At 52.2% G+C, this 18071-nt stretch carries 17 protein-coding genes; all 17 read left to right on the forward strand.

Annotation, left to right across the window (positions count from 1 at the left end):
- Window positions 1–14 precede the first annotated feature (14 nt).
- The 17 genes from fliF to IE090_RS05590 all read left to right on the forward strand — a co-directional run bounded on the left by fliF (window position 15) and on the right by IE090_RS05590 (window position 18049).
- The gene (gene fliF, locus IE090_RS05510) at window positions 15–1712 is read left to right on the forward strand and encodes a flagellar basal-body MS-ring/collar protein FliF (RefSeq protein ID WP_189387342.1); all 1698 of its coding nucleotides are present in this window, start codon (window positions 15–17) and stop codon (window positions 1710–1712) included.
- A complete protein-coding gene (gene fliG / locus IE090_RS05515; RefSeq protein ID WP_189387343.1) occupies window positions 1702–2724 on the forward strand; it encodes a flagellar motor switch protein FliG in 1023 nt (340 codons plus the stop codon). The genes fliF and fliG overlap by 11 nt, the downstream gene beginning before the upstream one ends.
- A gap of 8 nt (window positions 2725–2732) precedes the next feature.
- Window positions 2733–3887, forward strand: coding sequence for a FliH/SctL family protein (locus IE090_RS05520; protein WP_189387344.1), 1155 nt, complete (start codon window positions 2733–2735; stop codon window positions 3885–3887).
- Window positions 3856–5196 carry a flagellar protein export ATPase FliI gene (gene fliI, locus IE090_RS05525; RefSeq protein WP_373296408.1) on the forward strand — a complete coding sequence of 447 codons (1341 nt, stop codon included), beginning with the start codon at window positions 3856–3858 and terminating at the stop codon, window positions 5194–5196. The genes IE090_RS05520 and fliI overlap by 32 nt, the downstream gene beginning before the upstream one ends.
- 1 nt (window position 5197) lies before the next feature.
- Window positions 5198–5668 (forward strand): flagellar export protein FliJ, encoded by a 471-nt coding sequence (gene fliJ, locus IE090_RS05530; RefSeq protein WP_189387345.1) that lies wholly within the window; start codon window positions 5198–5200, stop codon window positions 5666–5668.
- 99 nt (window positions 5669–5767) lie between these two features.
- Window positions 5768–6052 (forward strand): STAS domain-containing protein, encoded by a 285-nt coding sequence (locus tag IE090_RS05535; protein WP_189387346.1) that lies wholly within the window; start codon window positions 5768–5770, stop codon window positions 6050–6052.
- A 3-nt stretch (window positions 6053–6055) separates the two neighbouring features.
- On the forward strand, window positions 6056–6418 hold the full coding sequence (locus IE090_RS05540; protein ID WP_189387347.1) for a response regulator: 363 nt from the start codon (window positions 6056–6058) through the stop codon (window positions 6416–6418).
- Between the two features lie 5 nt (window positions 6419–6423).
- Complete coding sequence (locus tag IE090_RS05545) at window positions 6424–8439, forward strand: chemotaxis protein CheA (protein WP_189387348.1); 2016 nt, start codon at window positions 6424–6426, stop codon at window positions 8437–8439.
- Window position 8440: 1 nt separating this feature from the next.
- Window positions 8441–8956: a chemotaxis protein CheW gene (locus tag IE090_RS05550; RefSeq protein WP_189387349.1), complete on the forward strand. Its 516-nt coding sequence runs from the start codon at window positions 8441–8443 to the stop codon at window positions 8954–8956.
- A gap of 29 nt (window positions 8957–8985) precedes the next feature.
- Complete coding sequence (locus IE090_RS05555; protein ID WP_189387350.1) at window positions 8986–11319, forward strand: methyl-accepting chemotaxis protein; 2334 nt, start codon at window positions 8986–8988, stop codon at window positions 11317–11319.
- A 20-nt stretch (window positions 11320–11339) separates the two neighbouring features.
- A complete protein-coding gene (locus IE090_RS05560; protein ID WP_229815496.1) occupies window positions 11340–12158 on the forward strand; it encodes a CheR family methyltransferase in 819 nt (272 codons plus the stop codon).
- Entirely contained in the window at window positions 12158–12811 is a 654-nt protein-coding gene (gene cheD / locus IE090_RS05565; protein ID WP_189387351.1) for a chemoreceptor glutamine deamidase CheD, read from the forward strand. Before IE090_RS05560 ends, cheD begins: the two co-directional genes overlap by 1 nt.
- Window positions 12811–13857, forward strand: a complete 1047-nt coding sequence (locus IE090_RS05570) for a protein-glutamate methylesterase/protein-glutamine glutaminase (RefSeq protein WP_189387352.1) — start codon at window positions 12811–12813, stop codon at window positions 13855–13857. Before cheD ends, IE090_RS05570 begins: the two co-directional genes overlap by 1 nt.
- A gap of 56 nt (window positions 13858–13913) precedes the next feature.
- The gene (locus IE090_RS05575; protein ID WP_189387353.1) at window positions 13914–14219 is read left to right on the forward strand and encodes an STAS domain-containing protein; all 306 of its coding nucleotides are present in this window, start codon (window positions 13914–13916) and stop codon (window positions 14217–14219) included.
- Between the two features lie 6 nt (window positions 14220–14225).
- Window positions 14226–15965, forward strand: coding sequence for an ATP-binding SpoIIE family protein phosphatase (locus IE090_RS05580; protein WP_189387354.1), 1740 nt, complete (start codon window positions 14226–14228; stop codon window positions 15963–15965).
- Window positions 15958–16308 (forward strand): Hpt domain-containing protein, encoded by a 351-nt coding sequence (locus IE090_RS05585; RefSeq protein WP_189387355.1) that lies wholly within the window; start codon window positions 15958–15960, stop codon window positions 16306–16308. The genes IE090_RS05580 and IE090_RS05585 overlap by 8 nt, the downstream gene beginning before the upstream one ends.
- A 265-nt stretch (window positions 16309–16573) precedes the next feature.
- Window positions 16574–18049 (forward strand): flagellar hook-length control protein FliK, encoded by a 1476-nt coding sequence (locus IE090_RS05590; RefSeq protein ID WP_189387356.1) that lies wholly within the window; start codon window positions 16574–16576, stop codon window positions 18047–18049.
- The last annotated feature ends 22 nt before the right edge of the window (window positions 18050–18071 follow it).

An 18071-nucleotide genomic window follows, 5' to 3' on the forward strand; every position in this document is an offset into this window, starting at 1 on the left:
TGTGAGGCCATGGTATGGAAAACGCACCTGCTCAAACCGGCACTCAAGCCGAACAATCTGATACCAGTCGTGACCCAATGCTGGACGACGCCAGTGGCGGTGCACATCCGGTATTGGCGGGTTTTAATCGCCTAACCATTATTCGTCAAGTGGGCGTCATTGCTGGCATTGCCTTGGTGATTGCCTTGGCGTTTGCGATTTTAATCTGGTCACAGGAGCCATCCTATAAGCCACTCATTCATCGCCTGCAAGACCATAACGCCCAAGATATCATCGAAATTTTGCAGCGTGAGAATATTAATTTTCAAATTGATCCATCATCACAGATATTGATGGTGCAGTCGGGCGATCTACACGAAGCCAGGATGAAGCTAGCGGCGGCCAGTTTAATTGACGAAAAAACTGTTGGCTTAGAAGTGCTGGAGCAAGATAGTGCCTTAGGCACCAGCCAGTTTATTGAAAATGCGCGTTATCGCCGCGGTCTGGAGGGTGAGCTGGCACGTACCATTGCCAGTGTTAATGCGGTGCGTAATGCCAGGGTGCATTTGGCGTTACCGAAAGAGTCGGTATTTGTACGTGATAAGCGCTCGCCTAGAGCATCGGTCTTTTTGGAATTGTACGCTGGCCGAGAAATGACACGAGATCAGGTCGAAGCCATAGTTAATTTAGTCGCCTCCAGCGTCAGTGATATGGCGCGCAGCGATGTGTCTATCGTTGACCAACACGGTAATTTGTTGTCGAAAATTGAGCAGCAAAGTGAAGACTTTATGGTGACCAAGCAATTGGAGTACACCCAAAAAGTTGAAGAGTCACTGATTTCTGCGGTCAATAATATTCTCAAGCCTGTGCTGGGTAGTGACAACTACAAAGCAGAAGTCTCGGCTGATGTTGACTTCACTGTGCAGGAGCAAAGCGAGGAGCTGTATAACCCAGATTTAATCGCACTGCGCAGCGAGCAACTGATCGATGAAGAAAACGTCGGTGACCCTAATGGCGGTATTCCTGGCGCTCTGGCCAATCAGCCGCCCATTGATGTGCAAGTCCCCGAACAAGCGAATGGTGGCCAAGGGGGGAATGTGCCAGCGCAACGCCGCTCAGAAGCCACCCGTAATTATGAGGTCGATCGTACCCTTAGCTATAAACAGCATCAGGTTGGTCGATTGCGCCGCGTGACCGTTGCCGTGGTGGTGAACGACCGCGAAAATATCAATGCCGAGGGCGAGGTGGAGTACGTGCCTTGGGCGCTAGAAGACCTGCAGCGATTGGAAATATTGGTCAAAAATGCCGTTGGTTTTAACCCTGCCCGCGGCGACAGCGTTAATGTGATCAACTCACCCTTTATGGGTAAAGGTGACGTCGCCTTAGGCGAGCCAGATTTTTGGACTCAACCTTGGTTCTGGGAAATCATGAAGCAAGTGTTGGCCGGATTGTTTATATTGGTATTGATTTTCGGTGTCATTCGACCCACGGTGAAAAGCATCGCCAGCCGCGGCAAAGAAGACTCCGCCAGTATTCTCGATGAGCTGGAAGACGCTGAGGCAGGTCTAGAAGATGAGCGTGTCACCTTGGCGGGCGTGGATGAGTTCATGTTACCAGGTGCCTCTGAAAGTTATGAACGTCAGCTGGATGCGCTTAAGGGCCTGATCGCCGAAGATCCTGCCCGAGTGGCCCAGACGGTGATTAGATGGGTAAACGACGACGATGGCCGATGACGAACAGGAAAACAATCTCGCGAACCTGAGTAAAGTCGAGCGTGCCGCCATATTGTTGATGACGCTAGGCGAACAAGACGCTGCTGAGATTCTCAAGCACATGGGGCCCAAAGAAGTGCAGCGCGTGGGTACTGCCATGGCGACGTTGAGCAATGTGAACCAAAACCAAGTTGAGACCGTGGTGGCTCAGTTCTTAGAAGAGGTCGGCGGCCAAACCGGCATGGGGCTGGGCTCGGATCAATATATCCGCAATATGTTGACATCGGCGCTAGGTAACGACAAAGCCGGTGCATTGATCGACCGCATTTTATTGGGGGGCAACACGACGGGGTTAGACTCGCTTAAGTGGATGGAGCCGCGTCAAGTGGCTGATCTGATTCGTCACGAGCACCCACAAATTCAAGCCATCGTGGTGTCTTATCTCGACGCCGATCAATCGGCCGAGATTCTGTCCAACTTCGATGAAAAAGTGCGCTTGGATATCGTCATGCGGGTGGCGGCATTGGAGGCGGTGCAACCGGCGGCTCTGCAGGAGCTGAACGATATTCTCGAGCGTCAATTCTCTGGCAAAGCTGGCACTCAAACGACTTCGATGGGCGGTGTTAAAGTCGCTGCCAGCATCGTCAACTACGTCGATAGCACCATGGCCAATGAGCTGCTGGAAAGCATCAAAGAAATGGATGACGATTTGGGCACCCAGATTCAGGATCTGATGTTTGTTTTCGACAACCTAGTCGATGTCGACGATCGCGGCATTCAAACTCTACTGCGCGAAGTTTCTACCGATCTGCTCGTGGTTGCGCTCAAAGGTGCCGACCCTACGGTACAGGACAAAATCTTCAAAAATATGTCGAAACGCGCCGCTGAGCTGCTGCGTGATGACCTAGAGGCGAAAGGGCCAGTTAAAGTCAGCGAAGTGGAAGGTGCGCAAAAAGAAATCCTCACCATTGCCCGACGCTTGGCAGATGCCGGCGAGATTATTCTGGGTGGTGGTGGTGAAGCCATGCTCTGAGGCCGGTTATGTCTGAACTGAAAAAGCCTGGCCATACCATTGCTGCCGAGGATGCCCAGGAGGCACGCCCTTGGCGCTTGCCGTTTTGGACCGAGCCACCCGAGTGGCAAGCCGAGCGTGAGCCAGAAACCGACGAGGAACCAGCGCCAGAAAGCGACGAGGAAGCTTTATCGCTACCGACTGCCGAAGAGCTTGAGGCTATTCGTCGAGAAGCATACAACGCCGGCCTTGAGCAAGGGCTGGTGGAGGGGCGACAGCAAGGTCACCAGCAAGGCTATGACGAAGGCCGACAGCAAGGTCATGAGCAGGGTTATGCCAAAGGTGAGCAAGAAGGCCGCAGTGCCGGCTTTGCCGCAGGCGAGGCTCAAGGTTTGGAGGCCGGTCAGAGCAGCATCGACACCACAGTCGCGCAACTGCAGCAGGTGATTCAGCAGTTGCAGGCCCAGCTGCTGGAGCGCGATCAGCAGCTACCGCGTATTTTGACGCAACTGGTTGAACACACTTGCCAACAAGTGATCGCGGCGGAGCTGAAAACAGGCGCCAGCCAGATTGAGCAGTATGTGCAGGCGGCTTTGCAACAATTGCCGGCCGGTAAGGATCATGTCACCGTGCTGCTCAGTCCTCAGGACGAAGCTCATCTGCAGCAGCTGCCCCCCCTGCGTGGCCGCACTACGGAAGTGGTGGTGGACCCCCAGTTAAACGCCGGCCAATGCCGTGTTGAAACCGAGCACAGCTGGGTGCAATACGATGTGACTGAGCATTTGCAGTCGCAGCTGGAGCAGCTGATGCCATTGTTGCTGCAAGCAGCGGAAGACTTTCCGGCTGAGGAGGAATTGTCTCCGGAACTGCCTGATAGGGTGCCCCTGAACGAAGAGGCGTCATCGCCACAGGACGACAGCGCTGATTTAGGCAGCGAAGCTCCTACTTCTGAGGCTGAGGTTGCTAACTCGTCTTCGTTGCAACCTGCGGCTGAGCCGCAGCATCATGCTGACAGCGAATCCAGCGAATCCAGCGAATCCAGCGAATCCAGCGAATCCAGCGAATCCAGCGAATCCAGCGAATCCAGCGAATCCAGCGAATCCAGCGAATCCAGCGAATCCAGCGAATCCAGCGAATCCGATGAAGCCAACGATGTTGAGGGCCCTAGCCATGGCCCTGAGTGAGCGTTGGCAAGCGCTGTCACTGCCAGCTTCTCAATATCAGCCCCGTATTGCCGGTCAACTGATTCGCATGGTTGGTCTGACGTTGGAGGCTGTCGGCATCAACGTCAAGGTCGGTGACCGCTGTCTGGTAGAGCGCCACGCGGGTGACGCCATCGAAGCCGAAGTCGTGGGCTTCGACCAGCAGCGTATTTTTTTGATGCCTATTGAGCAGATTGAAGGAGTTCGGCCTGGTTCGCGGGTATGGCCACTGCAAGGCTCTGCCCATGTTCCCGTTGGCGATGGCTTACTAGGGCGAGTACTCGATGGTACTGGCAAACCTTTGGACTCTTATGGCCCCTTGCAGCAAGTCGCTGAAGGCAGTTTGCATGGGCGCATCATCAACCCCTTGCACCGTGCACCGATTCGCGAGCCGTTAGACGTTGGCATTCGCGCCATCAATGCCATGTTGACGGTCGGCCGTGGGCAGCGCATCGGCTTGTTTGCCGGTAGCGGTGTGGGCAAGAGTGTGTTGCTGGGCATGATGACGCGCTTTACCACAGCGGATGTCATTGTCGTGGGCCTGATCGGCGAACGTGGCCGAGAGGTAAAAGAGTTTATTGACGAAATTCTGGGCGAAGAGGGCTTAAAGCGCTCTGTCGTGGTCGCCTCCCCTGCGGATGACTCACCCCTTATGCGGTTGCGAGCGGCCATGTATTGCACTGCTGTGGCGGAGTATTTTCGTGATCAGGGGCGTAACGTGTTGCTGCTGATGGACTCGCTAACGCGTTACGCTCAGGCCCAGCGTGAAATTGCCCTCGCGGTGGGTGAGCCGCCAGCGACCAAGGGCTATCCGCCTTCCGTGTTTAACAAACTCCCTAAGTTGGTCGAGCGAACCGGTAATGGCCCGCAAGGGGGTGGGTCGATCACCGCGTTTTACACCGTGCTCAGTGAAGGCGACGATATGCAGGATCCGATTGCCGATGCCAGCCGTGCCATTTTGGATGGTCATATTGTGCTGTCGCGTAAATTGGCGGAAGAGGGCCACTACCCCGCCATTGATGTGGAAGCTTCCGTCAGCCGAGTCATGCCGCAAATTGTCGACGGTGACTGGCTGCAGCGTGCGCAATTGACCAAGCAACTGCTGTCGCATTACCGCCAGAACCAAGACTTGGTCAATGTTGGCGCCTACCAGCCGGGCAGTGATCAAATGTTAGACGTTGCCATGGAGCGTATGCCCACCATTAAAGCCATGCTGCGTCAGCGCCTGGATGAGGGCTCATCGCTACAGGACAGCGAGCAGCAACTAACCGCCTTGATTAGCGGTGGCTGAGATGCCTCGCCACCCCCGTGCCAAGCGCCTGCAAACGGTTGTCAGGCTGGCAGAGCGTGATGAGCGCCAAGCGCTGGCTAACTTAGGTGCAGCGCAGCAAAAGCTGCAGCAAGAACAGCAACAACAGCAACAGCTAACCGATTACGCAGGTGATTATCAGCGCCAGATCAGTGGTGGCGATGGCGGCCAAATCAGTGCCGCACAATTACATACGACTGTGGGCTTTTTACAGCAAATTGAGCAGGCGCTAAAACAACAACAGCAGCAAATTGTACTGCTGCAAAAACAGGTCGACCATGAACGTGAGGTTTGGCAGACGGCACAGGCTAAACTCACAGCATTACAGCAACTTATTGAAAAATTAGAGCTGGAGTACGACCAACAACAAGCGCGACTGGAGCAGCGCCAAGCCGACGAATGGTCCAATCGCGCGGCCTTTGACCGCCTGCGGCAAGCGCGCAGAGACGATTGAGTTTTAACCCCCCATCTTTTCCGCCGCTGGCATATTGGCCAGCAAATTCTGCACAAACGTCTAATCTGACATCGAAAGAATGGCAATTAAGGCAGCAATATGGCAACCGTCATTGCTTGTGGCGAACGTCTCAGTATCGATCGGGTTGAGGCTCTACATGAGCAAATTTTGGCAGCGCTTAGCTCGGTAGAGAGCATCGAAATTGACGCCTCAAAAGTGCAGTACGCTGATACCGCCGGTCTACAGCTGCTATTGGCGCTGCAGCATTCCCTACAATCCAGCGGTAAAGGTCTGTACTGGCAGGGCGCCAGCGACGCAGTGACTGACTGCGCTGCACTGCTTGGACTGAACACACTACTGCAACTGTCACAACCCCAGGAGTAACACATGCCCAGTATTCTGGCAGTCGATGATTCTGCATCTATGCGACAAATGGTGACCTTTACCCTCAAAGGGGCAGGTTTTGAGGTGGCTGAGGCCAAAGATGGTCAGGAGGCGCTGGCACTGGCGCAACAAAAAAAATATGACCTAGTGTTGTCCGACGTCAATATGCCAAACATGAATGGTATTGAGCTCGTTAAGGCATTACGGCAACTGGCCGATTACAAGTTTGTGCCGGTATTGATGCTAACGACGGAATCCACCGGTGACATGAAAACGCAAGGCAAGCAGGCTGGAGCCACTGGTTGGATCGTTAAGCCATTTAATCCAGACCAGCTGCTCAACACGATTCGCCGCGTACTGGGGTAAGTGTTATGAGTGTTGACCTGTCGCAGTTTCACCAGGTTTTTTTTGAAGAAAGCCTAGAGGGCCTAGATATCATGGAGGCTCAGCTGCTGCAGCTGCAAGCGGGCTCAACGGATATGGAAGCGGTCAACACTATATTTCGTGCCGCACATTCCATTAAAGGCGGCGCTGGCACCTTTGGCTTTGCGGATGTCGCGCAGTTTACTCATCTGGTAGAAACCCTATTGGATGAAATTCGCGCAGGCCAACGTCCTGTCACCGAGCATGCCATTGAACTGTTTCTGCAATCCGTCGATGTGTTGCGTGCCCTATTACTGGCATTGCAACAAGGCGAACGTCCGGATTTATCCACCGCTGAACAGCTTAAGCAAGAACTACAAAAAGTGCTGGATTCATCAGCAGTCCCTGAAACAGCGAGTACAGATGTTGTACCCGCTGCAGCGCAATCCAGTGCACAGGGGTGGTTGATCGAGTTTCGGCCCGATGTCGATCTATTGCGTACCGGTAACGAGCCCTTTCGCATGGTGCGCGAAATTTGTGAGCTGGTGGGTCAAGAGGCGGTTACCGTCGAGGTCGATAGCAGTGCCCTGGTCGATATTCAAACCCTAGATCCGACCAGCTGTTATTTAAGCTGGCAAATTCGTATCGACTGCGCGATTGAGCTGAGCAACCTACAGGAAGTGTTCGAGTGGGTCGAAGATGAGTGTGATATTCGCTATCAAGCGCTGAGTCAAGCTCATGCAACACGAGATGTACCTGAGTTGGAGGCCCAGCCTGAAGCCCCCGTTCCTGCAGTTGAACCTGAGCCGCTAGCAGTCAAAGAAGAAGTTCCTGCTGCGGCTAAGCGCCCAGTAGATGCATCGATTCGGGTGTCTATCGATAAAGTTGATAGCCTGATCAACATGGTGGGGGAACTTGTCATTACTCAATCCATGCTCAGTCAACTCGGCCAAGACTTCGACTTATCCAGCTTGGCCCGCTTACAACAAGGGCTGATGCAGTTAGAGCAAAACACCCGCGAGTTACAAGAAAATGTGATGAAAATTCGCATGCTGCCTATCAGTTTTGCCTTTAGCCGTTTTCCTCGTCTGGTTCGCGATGTAGGTGGGCAATTGGGTAAGCAAGTCCAGCTTAAGCTGATGGGAGAAGATACTGAGCTAGACAAAACCGTGATGGAAAAAATTGGTGATCCATTGGTGCATTTGGTGCGCAACTCGTTGGATCACGGCCTCGAAACACCTGAGATACGCAGACAGAGTGGCAAGTCTGAAGTCGGGCACTTGACCCTGAATGCTTATCACCAGGGGGGCAATATTGTTATTGAAATCAGTGATGATGGTGCTGGTCTAAATGAAGAGAAAATTCTTCGCAAAGCGGTAGAGCGCGGCTTGGTATCTGTTCCAGAAGCACTCACACCTGAGGAAATTCATCAGTTGATTTTTTTACCTGGGTTTTCTACTGCCGATACCGTCAGTGATATTTCTGGTCGCGGTGTGGGAATGGATGTGGTGAAGCGCAATATTCAAGAGCTCAATGGCAGTATCGAAGTCCAATCCGAACAAGGTGTCGGTTCTACTTTTACTATTCGGTTACCTCTGACATTGGCCATCCTAGATGGCCAGCTAGTGCGCGTTGGGAACGAAAAATACGTTATTCCGCTGGTATCAATTGTTGAATCCATTCAACTGGAGCCGCGCAATATGAATCATATAGCCGGTAGCCAGCCGGTCATGCCTTTGCGTGACGAGTACATACCCATTGTGTGTATGAAAGATGTCTTTTCGTTAACGAAAAATACCGACCTGAGTGACGCTATGTTGGTCATTGTCGATGGTGAACGTGGCAAAGTTGGGCTGGTCGTTAATGAGTTGCTGGGGCAACAGCAGGTAGTCATCAAAAGTCTTGAGCAAAACTATGAGCGGGTCCCTGGTATTTCCGGGGCTACTATTTTAGGTGATGGCACAGTGGCATTAATCATCGATGTGACGGGCCTGCACAAACACAGTAATGAAAGGGCAGCCTGATATGAGTTCTGAAGATGTCGAAGTACAGGCCAGCGATGAGCAACAATATCTAACGTTTATCATGGCGGAGGAAGAATACGGCGTCGATATTTTGGCCGTGCAAGAAATCCGCGGCTGGGAAGAAACCACCTCCATACCGAATGCTCCAGACTACATCCAAGGTGTGATTAATCTACGTGGCACCATTGTTCCCATTATGGATTTGCGCCGACGTTTTGGTCTCAAACCCGTGGAATACAGCCCTATCACTGTGGTGATCATATTAAAAGTGAGTACGGACCAGGGCGAAAAAGTAATGGGTATTGTGGTGGATGCGGTTTCGGATGTGTACTCCATAAAGCATAGCGATGTGCGCCAACCACCGGATTTAAACCAGGATGACAACTCAGATTTTTTACGCGGGTTAGTCAATGTTAAAGACAAAATGGTGATTTTATTGGATGTCGGTACTTTGCTAACCAGCCGTCATCCTTTGGAGCTGCCATCATTGTCAGAATACGACCCGGGGCATGCCTGAGTCAGAATCAACCAACGGAAGCTAAGACGATGGGTATACTCAGTTCTCTGTTTCACTCTGCCAGCTTGCAAGAAACACAATATAAATATGAAGCACTAGATAATGCGCAAGCGCTCATGGAATTGGCACCTGATGGCACAGTGATCGCTGCCAATCGTAATTTTTTGACACTACTGCACGCAGATTGGAGCAGTGTGCGTGACCGACCCCAGCACCACCTATTGGCTGGAGAGGAGGCGGATAGTCAGCGCTATCGATCATTGTGGGAACGACTAAGCCGAGGTGAAGCCGACTCTTTACTGCAGACCTTTAAAACACCTGCGGGTAAACCCATTTGGTTGCAGGTTAGCTACAGCCCGATACGCTCAGCAGGACAAGGGGTGTGGCGTATCTTAGCGACCGCAATTGATATGACAGAACAAGTCAATGCACTGCACGAACACGCTAGCAATAGCGACAAAGTACAAGCATTGGAAGTCTGCCAAGCCAATATTATGTTGGCCGATATGGATATGCGTATCGTCTACCTTAATGAATGCCTCAAAGAAACATTGCAGCAGAACGAAGCCAGCATCCGCAAAGTGCTACCCAATTTTTCTACAGCCAACTTAATTGGTACCAATGTTGATGACTTTCATAAAAAACCCGCCATGCAGCGGCGCTTAATTGGCGATTTAAAGGAGCCGCACCACACCAGAATTGAAGTAGGCGGCGTGATTTTTTCGCTTATTGCTACTCCCTGGCTTAATCAGCAACAGCAGCGCATCGGTACCATTGTGGAATGGCAGGATGTGACAGAAGCTGTCAAACAAGATAAGCGTAAAAAGGCCGAAGCTGACGCCAATGCCAGAGTCAAGCAAGCGCTGGATGTCGTGACCACCAATGCCATGATTGCTGACAACGACGGCACTATTGTGTACATGAATGATGCTGTCCAAGCCATGATGGCTAACGCTGAGAGTGACATTAAGCGTGATATACCTACTTTCGACGCCAATCGGTTAGTCGGCTGTAACATTGATACTTTTCACCGCAACCCCGACCATCAGCGTCATATGCTGGCGGCACTGAAAGATACCTATAAAACTGAAATAACCGTTGGAGGGCGAACGTTTTCACTGATTGCTAACCCCATTTATAACGACGATAAGGAAAGGCTCGGTACTATTGTTGAATGGCGAGATCGTACTTATGAAGTGGCTACTGAAAAAGAAATCGATAGTATTGTGGATGCTGCCTCTGCAGGCGACTTGTCGCAACGAATTGATCTGGCCAATAAAGAAGGTTTTTTCCTAAATTTAGCTGAGGGGCTGAATCGTCTTCTAACCATCGCCGATAGCGTTGTGAGCGACACCATACGAATCTTCGATGGACTGGCTCAAGGAAAGCTCGACCGTCGCATCAATGCCGAATACACAGGCGCATTCGACAAACTCAAACAGGATGCTAACAGCACCGTTGATCGATTGACCGACATTATCGGGCGCATTCGCGAAGCGGCAGGGGCGGTGGCGACAGGGGCGAGCGAAATCGCCCAAGGCAATGCTGACTTGAGCCGTCGCACTGAGTCACAAGCTTCATCGTTAGAGCAGACCGCCTCGTCCATGGAGCAAATGACCAGTGCTGTTAAGCAAACCAGTGATAACTCTGTACATGCCAATGAATTGGCCACTTCAGCCCGGCATAAAGCTGAAACCGGTGGTGAAGTGGTCTCAAAAGCTGTGGTAGCCATGCAGGAAATAAATCAGTCTAGTAAACGCATTGCCGATATTATTGGCGTAATTGACGAGATCGCTTTTCAGACCAACTTACTGGCACTGAATGCCGCGGTTGAGGCAGCCAGGGCCGGCGAGCAAGGTCGAGGATTTGCGGTAGTCGCAGGCGAAGTGCGCAATTTGGCTCAGCGCTCTGCCAGTGCTGCTAAGGAAATTAAAGAACTGATTCGCGATAGCGTTGATAAAGTTGAAGCGGGTACCTCGCTAGTAAATCAAAGCGGTAACACCCTTAACGAAATTATTGCCGCCGTTGAAAATGTCTCCGCCATGATTCAAGAAATCAGTACGGCGGCACGTGAGCAGTCAGCAGGTATTGATCAGGTAAACAGCGCCGTCGCACAAATGGATGAAATGACCCAGCAAAATGCCGCGTTGGTTGAACAAGCATCAGCAGCGGGCGAAGCCATGGCAGAGCAAGCGCAGTCGATGACACAAATGATGGAGTTTTTTGATATCGAACTGTCCGCACCTGTGAAGCCGCCACGTGCTCATCCCGCACCGATTGCAGCCAGTGGTCAGACGCAATTATCTCCTTCTGCGGGCTTTAATGTGAGTGATGATGACGACGATGAATGGGCAGAGTTTTAGAGGTAGCAAGAGGTTGTATCGTGCAGACACGTGAGTTTGCGATGACAGAGGCGGATTTTGCCGCCATTGCCCGCCTAGCTCTAGAGCACACTGGTATTGTGCTCGCCGAGCATAAAAAAGACATGGTTTACGGCCGCATTGCTCGGCGTATCCGTGCCCGTCGTTTATCGAGTTTTACGCAATACATCGATTACCTAAGTCGTCATTTGCAGGATGAGATCAGTGAATTTATCAATGCACTCACCACCAATCTGACATCATTTTATCGCGAGTCACATCACTTTGACTTTCTCCAGCGGCGCTGGCTGCCCGAGCTACTCACACAATCAACACGTAAGCGACTGCGCGTATGGTCAGCAGGATGCTCGATCGGACAAGAAGTTTACTCCATTGCGATGGCATTAAAAGAAGGCGGTATTCCCCATTCCTGGGACTGTAAATTACTCGCCACGGACCTAGATTCCAATGTTCTAGAGACTGGGCGCGCTGCTCGCTATCCCATAGCGGCCTTGGAAAACTTGCCCGCAGGGCTTGAGAAACGTTACTTCGAGCGTATCAATACCAAGGAAGTTCAGGTTATCCCTGCGTTGCGAAACATGGTTTTTTTTAAACGATTAAATCTGTTAGGGGCTTGGCCAATGACCGGGCCATTTGATGCCATCTTTTGTCGCAATGTGGTGATTTATTTTAATAAAGACACCCAGCGGCAACTATTTGATCGCATGGCAGATATGCTACCGCTCGGGGGGCACTTGTTTATCGGGCACTCAGAAAACTTACACGGGATTACTGGGCGCTTTGAGCCGCTAGGGCAAACCATTTACCGGAAGATTCACTGATGCATTCACCTCCATTGAATGACCGCCCGGTGCAACCTCCGGCAGCGGGCGGATTCGATCACGTTAACCGCTATTGGGATGGCTTGCATAAAGTATGGGCTGCCAAAATATTACCTGGTGAGTTTTATGTATCAGCCCATGGTGAAATGGTCGTCACCTTGTTAGGTTCATGTATTTCAGCCTGTGTTCGCGATACGGTGCGCGGTATCGGTGGCATGAACCACTTTATGTTGCCGGAGCAAGGCGAGCACTCGACGACAAACTGGGGCAATGATCCGCTGACGCATGCTTCGCGCTACGGTAATTGGGCGATGGAGTATCTGATTAATGAAATCTTAAAACGCGGCGGGCGCCGTGAAAATCTAGAGGTAAAATTATTTGGTGGTGGCCAGATGATTGCGGCGATGAGCGATGTTGGGCAGCGCAATATTCTGTTTGCTTACGACTACCTTGCCCGAGAGGGCCTAACGGTGGCGGCTGCGGATGTTGGTCGGGAGGTGGCGCGTAAAGTGCTGTATTTCCCCGACACGGGGGCGGTTAAAGTGAGGAGAATCAAACATATGAAAAACGATGTGTTACTGCAGCGTGAGCGCGATTACCAACGCTCAGTCACCGTGCCAGAGTCTGCCGCCGGCAGCATAGATCTATTCTGATGGCCAATGCGATTCGAGTATTGATCGTCGATGACTCGCCACTGATGCGACAGTTATTGACATCATTGTTAGCCGACGAGGTCGATATTGAGGTGGTCGGTAGCGCCGCCGATCCGTACATAGCGCGCGATAAAATCAAGCAGCTGCAACCGGATGTGTTGACACTCGATATTGAAATGCCGCGCATGACCGGCCTGCAATTTCTAAAAAACTTAATGCGTTTGCGGCCGATGCCGGTGGTTATGGTGTCGTCGTTAACAGAGCAAGGAGCGCCCGAGACACTGGATGCGTTAGAACTCGGCGCCATCGATTATATCGCCAAACCACAGATTAAAAATGAGGCTGCATTTCAGCGCTTTGCCCGTCAACTGCAAGAAAAAATCCGCGTTGCTGCCCATGCTAGGGTCAGAGCGCTCGATCAAGGCCAGGTGAGCAAAGCCCGGGCCCAGGTAATGCCTGTGCAGCGTTATGAGCGTTGGATTGCAATAGGCGCCTCAACCGGTGGTACAGAAGCCATCAAAGAAGTGCTCATGGCCGTACCCAAACACTGTCCACCGATTGTCATCACTCAGCATATCCCAGCGGTGTTCAGTCGCTCTTTTGCCATGCGTTTAAACCATTCGCTGGAACTGGAAGTGTGCGAGGCTGAAGATGGCTTAGAAGTATTGCCCGGCCGTGCCATCATTGCACCGGGTGACTATCACTTACAGTTTGAAGCACGCAATGGAGGGCATATTTGCCGCCTTAGTCAGGCTGAAAAGGTGAATCGGCATCGGCCGTCCGTTGATGTGATGTTCGATAGCTTGGCAATGTTAACGTCGGCCCCTTCTTTAGTTGCTGTATTGCTGACGGGTATGGGGAACGACGGTGCAGCCGCCATGGCACGATTGCGAGCGCAGGGGGCGTTGACGCTGGCGCAGGACGAGGCGTCGAGTGTGGTGTGGGGGATGCCCGGTGCCGCTGTCGCCTTAGGGGCCGTTGATCAGGTCGTGCCTTTGTCTGAGCTGGCGCAAAAAATGCTGAAGCTGGCGGCGGCAAAAGAGTGACAAACCTGCCGCATGTGCTAAACATGATGTACGACACCCGTTTGGAGGATGGATGAATGACAGTACAGGCTTCTCTCTCAGGGAACGGTCAGGAGCTCACCATTAAGGTGGATGGGCGCTTTGACTTTAGTGCACACCAAGAATTTCGTGACGCTTACGAAAAACAGACCGCTGAGCCACAAAAGTTCGTAGTTGATCTGGGGGGAACTTCCTATCTCGACAGTTCTGCATTGGGCATGTTGCTGTTGCTACGCGATCATGCCGGCGGCGATAGCTCCGATGTCCATATCGTTAACTGCAATCAAGACGTGCGGAAAATTCTGACGATCTCCAACTTCGAACAACTGTTCTCCATTCAGTAAATCAGTATGGCGACGGGTGGCATCCGTATTCTGATTGCCGACGATAACAGTACCGATCGTATGGTGCTGAGCCGTATCGTTCGCAATCAGGGGCATGAAGTGGTTGAGGCCAGCAATGGTTTGGAAGCCGTCGCTGCCTTCGAGCAAGAGCGTCCTGCTATGGTGCTAATGGACGTTATGATGCCTGAGATGGATGGACGTGAAGCCGCTCGGCAGATTAAGCGTCTGGCGGGTGAAGAACTGGTCCCACTGATTTTCCTCACGTCTTTAACCGATGCCCAAAGCTTGGCTGATTGTCTCGAGTCTGGGGGGGACGATTTTCTTAGTAAACCTTACAACAGTGTGATTCTGCAGGCTAAAATCAAGTCTTTTTCCCGTATGCGGGATATGCACCAAACCCTGCAACAACAGCGCGATACCATCGCCAGCAATAACGAGCATTTATTGCATGAGCAGCATGTTGCCAAAGCGGTATTTGATAACGTCGCCCATGCGGGCTGTTTGTCGGCGTCAAATATTCGTTACACCTTATCCCCCTTGTCGATTTTCAATGGCGATGTCTTGCTGGCGGCACGCAAACCTGGCGGAGGCATGCATGTACTGTTAGGCGACTTTACTGGGCATGGTTTACCGGCTGCCATCGGTGCTATGCCGATGGCAGAAATCTTTTATGGTATGACGGCCAAAGGTTTTGCGCTGCACGATATTCTTCGCGAAATAAATCTAAAACTAAAAGCGATTTTACCCGTCGGTTTTTTTTGTTGCGCCGCCGTGGTGGATTTAAGTTTTGAGCGACACAGCGCGTCCATTTGGATGGGTGGGGTACCTGATTGTGTATTGCTGCGAGCTAACGGTGCTGAGCGTCAGGTGTTAAAGTCCAGCAACTTACCCTTGGGGGTGCTGAGCAATGAACAGTTTAACGATGCCATGGAAGAGTATCCGCTGGAGCTAGGAGATCGCTTGCTGATGTGGTCAGACGGCATTCTTGAAGCGCGCAACCGCGAAGGCGAAATGTTTGGTGAACAGCGACTCACCGAGGTCTTTGACCGCAGTACGCATGTTGATGAAATTTTTGACAGTATTCACGCCGCGTTGGATCAATTTCTGTCAGGCTGTGAGCGAGATGATGACACGACCCTACTCGAATTGCGCATGGCTGAAGAAAGCTCATTGGAAGCCTACTTACCAGACTTGCAAGCCGGTCCAATGGCTGGCCCTTTAGGCTGGCATATGGTGTATCGGATGGAGGCGGATACCTTGCGGCACTTCAATCCGTTACCACTGCTGATGCATGTGATCATGGAAGTACCGGGGTTGCGTATCATGGGCGGCGAGCTACACACGGTTATGGCTGAGCTTTTCTCCAATGCGTTTGAGCACGGGGTACTGGGGCTGGATTCATCGTTAAAAACCAGCCCACAAGGTTTTATGGAGTACTACCGTCGCCGTGAGCAACAGCTTCAGCAACTGACGGAAGGCTTTGTCGAAGTGCGCATGCGGCATGAGGGCGACGGCCACAGTGGGCGCCTGATCTTAGAAGTCGAGGACAGCGGACCTGGGTTTGACTATCAGTCTGTACGGCAAAACCGCACAGCGGATGGCGCTAGTCAACGGCAATACAGTGGCCGTGGGATACCATTGTTGCGACAGATTTGTCAGCGTTTAAATTACCTAGGTAAGGGGAATCGTGTCGAGGCTATTATTGACTGGCCCCAGTCACAACAACGAGGAAGTGAGCATGAGTGAGTTGGCGAGCCATTTCGATGAAGAGGCTCTGGATATGTTGAAAGAAGTCATGGATGAAGAGTTTCCCGAGCTGATTGCAGTCTTTGTTAGAGACTCTGAGCAGCGCTTGCCATTGCTGCAAAAAGCGATCGAGCTAGGCAATGCGGGCGAAGTGAGAGAACTAGCGCATAGTTTCAAAGGTGCCAGTAGTAACATTAGCGCCCAGCTTCTGGCGGATCACTGTTTCGCACTGGAACAAGCAGGGCGGGCGCAAAATCTTGAACATGCGCCCGAGCAGTTTGAGCAGGTACAAACTGAGTACTGGCAGGTGAAGGCACTGTTACAGCAAATGTTGAGCAAGTAATAGCCTAACGCCCCCTCTGAATCATTCACGACACATCAAACCCAGTTAAGCGCCATGCTCTGGCGTTCTATGTTGGAACCCACGAACAACTGCATTCACACCACGGTAGCTACAACTCGTCATCTTGGCTTATTTCTTGCTGATTACTGCAGAGCAGATAGCCGACATCAGAGACGTTGCCTTGACAACTTATCTCAATAACGTTCGCTGCAGGCGCGGTCGTCTGCGTTCAGACAAGCACGGCTTGTGATTCAGGAGTATTCACATGATGCATTCGGGAAGTTCAGCCACTGGGCTGACGGGTTTGTTGATGTCACTGGGTGGCCGCTTGGCGTTAGACAGTGGCACAGAGGCTTTGCCTAGCGATGGCCGCTTTTCTAAGTTATTTAACCAACTGTTGCAAACACCGGAAGGTGCGGAGCGCTTATCGCAAGCCTTATCGCAGGCACGTCTTGATCCCCAGTCAGCTATGCCGGAGTCCTTGTCTGGCGAGCTCTCAGAACAAGATTGGCAACAGTTGGAGGCAGCTTGGCAAGCATGGCAACAGCAAGCGGATCAGCCATTGCCGTTGATGGGACAATCCTTGCCGGCCAATGTTGCAGATTTGCTGCAACAAGTTCGTGATGGCCAAGCTCTGGTGGAATCGACATCGGTAACTCCACCGGTAGCGACACCGGCATCAGGATTAGCTGGCGAGGCCGTTACAACAGAATATGCATTGGGCACAGCGCAGTCAGCGGATACAGCCGCTGTGGGCGCAGTAGGTGTAGCGGCTAAGGAAAATACTCAGGTACCCAAACAAAGTGGTGACGACCTAGGGCTGTCAGTCTTGGCGCGCGCACAAAGCCCCGTCACCGAGGCTGGCACGACTCCCGCTGCCATGGCTGATAGCACCAGCAGGGAGGTCGGTGCGTTAGCTGAGCCACATCCGCGCATCCGCTCGGGCCTAGATATGTCAGCCAAATTAGACAGTGCAACCACTCAGCCAACTGCCGTCGAAACCGAATCATCCGCGGATGAAAGCGAAGCTATCTCGTCTGATCGTGAGCGCCTAGCCAGTCTGCAGCCGCGCGAACGCTCAGAGGGCGAGCGCAGCATGGGTGAGAGCGGAATCCAGGCGCTAGAAATACAAGGAGCACGTCAGTCTGCCACCAGTACAGCACCCGTTGCTGCACAAGCCGTAACGACGTCATCCATTGCCGCTGACGAGGCTGTGACGTTCAACGACCCACTGATTGAAGACGCGTTTGAATTGCAAGAAAAACGAGAGTTAAACCAGCTGCGTGGGGATGAACGCTTGCGAGAACGCCTAGATCTTGGCGCGGATCGTCAAGGCTGGAGTGTGGCCTTGGGGAGCCGTATCGTTGCCATGATTACCGAGGAAGTACAGCAAGCTCGTATTCAGTTGGACCCGCCGGAGCTGGGCAGTATGGAAATACGTCTACAGGTGCAGCAAGAGCAAACCAGTATTCAGGTACAAGTGCAAAGCCCGCAAGTACGTGAGGCATTGGAATCCAATGCCCACCGTTTACGCGAGGCACTGGCCGACAACGGGCTGACGCTGGCTGGATTCGATGTCACTGAGCAAGGCAGTCAGCAAGGTGGTCAGCACAATGAAAATGGTGACGGCCAGCGACAACCAGAATGGATAGCTGACAACGAAGGGGATGAGAGTGGTAGTGCAGTCACGGCTCAAGCAACCCAATTATCCAGCGACAGCATTCTCGATACCTTTGCCTGATCCTTGTCATCATTAACAATTC

Origin of the sequence: Bacterioplanes sanyensis, from assembly GCF_014652515.1 — a bacterium.
In the GTDB taxonomy this organism is placed as follows: Bacteria; Pseudomonadota; Gammaproteobacteria; order Pseudomonadales; family Oceanobacteraceae; genus Bacterioplanes; species Bacterioplanes sanyensis.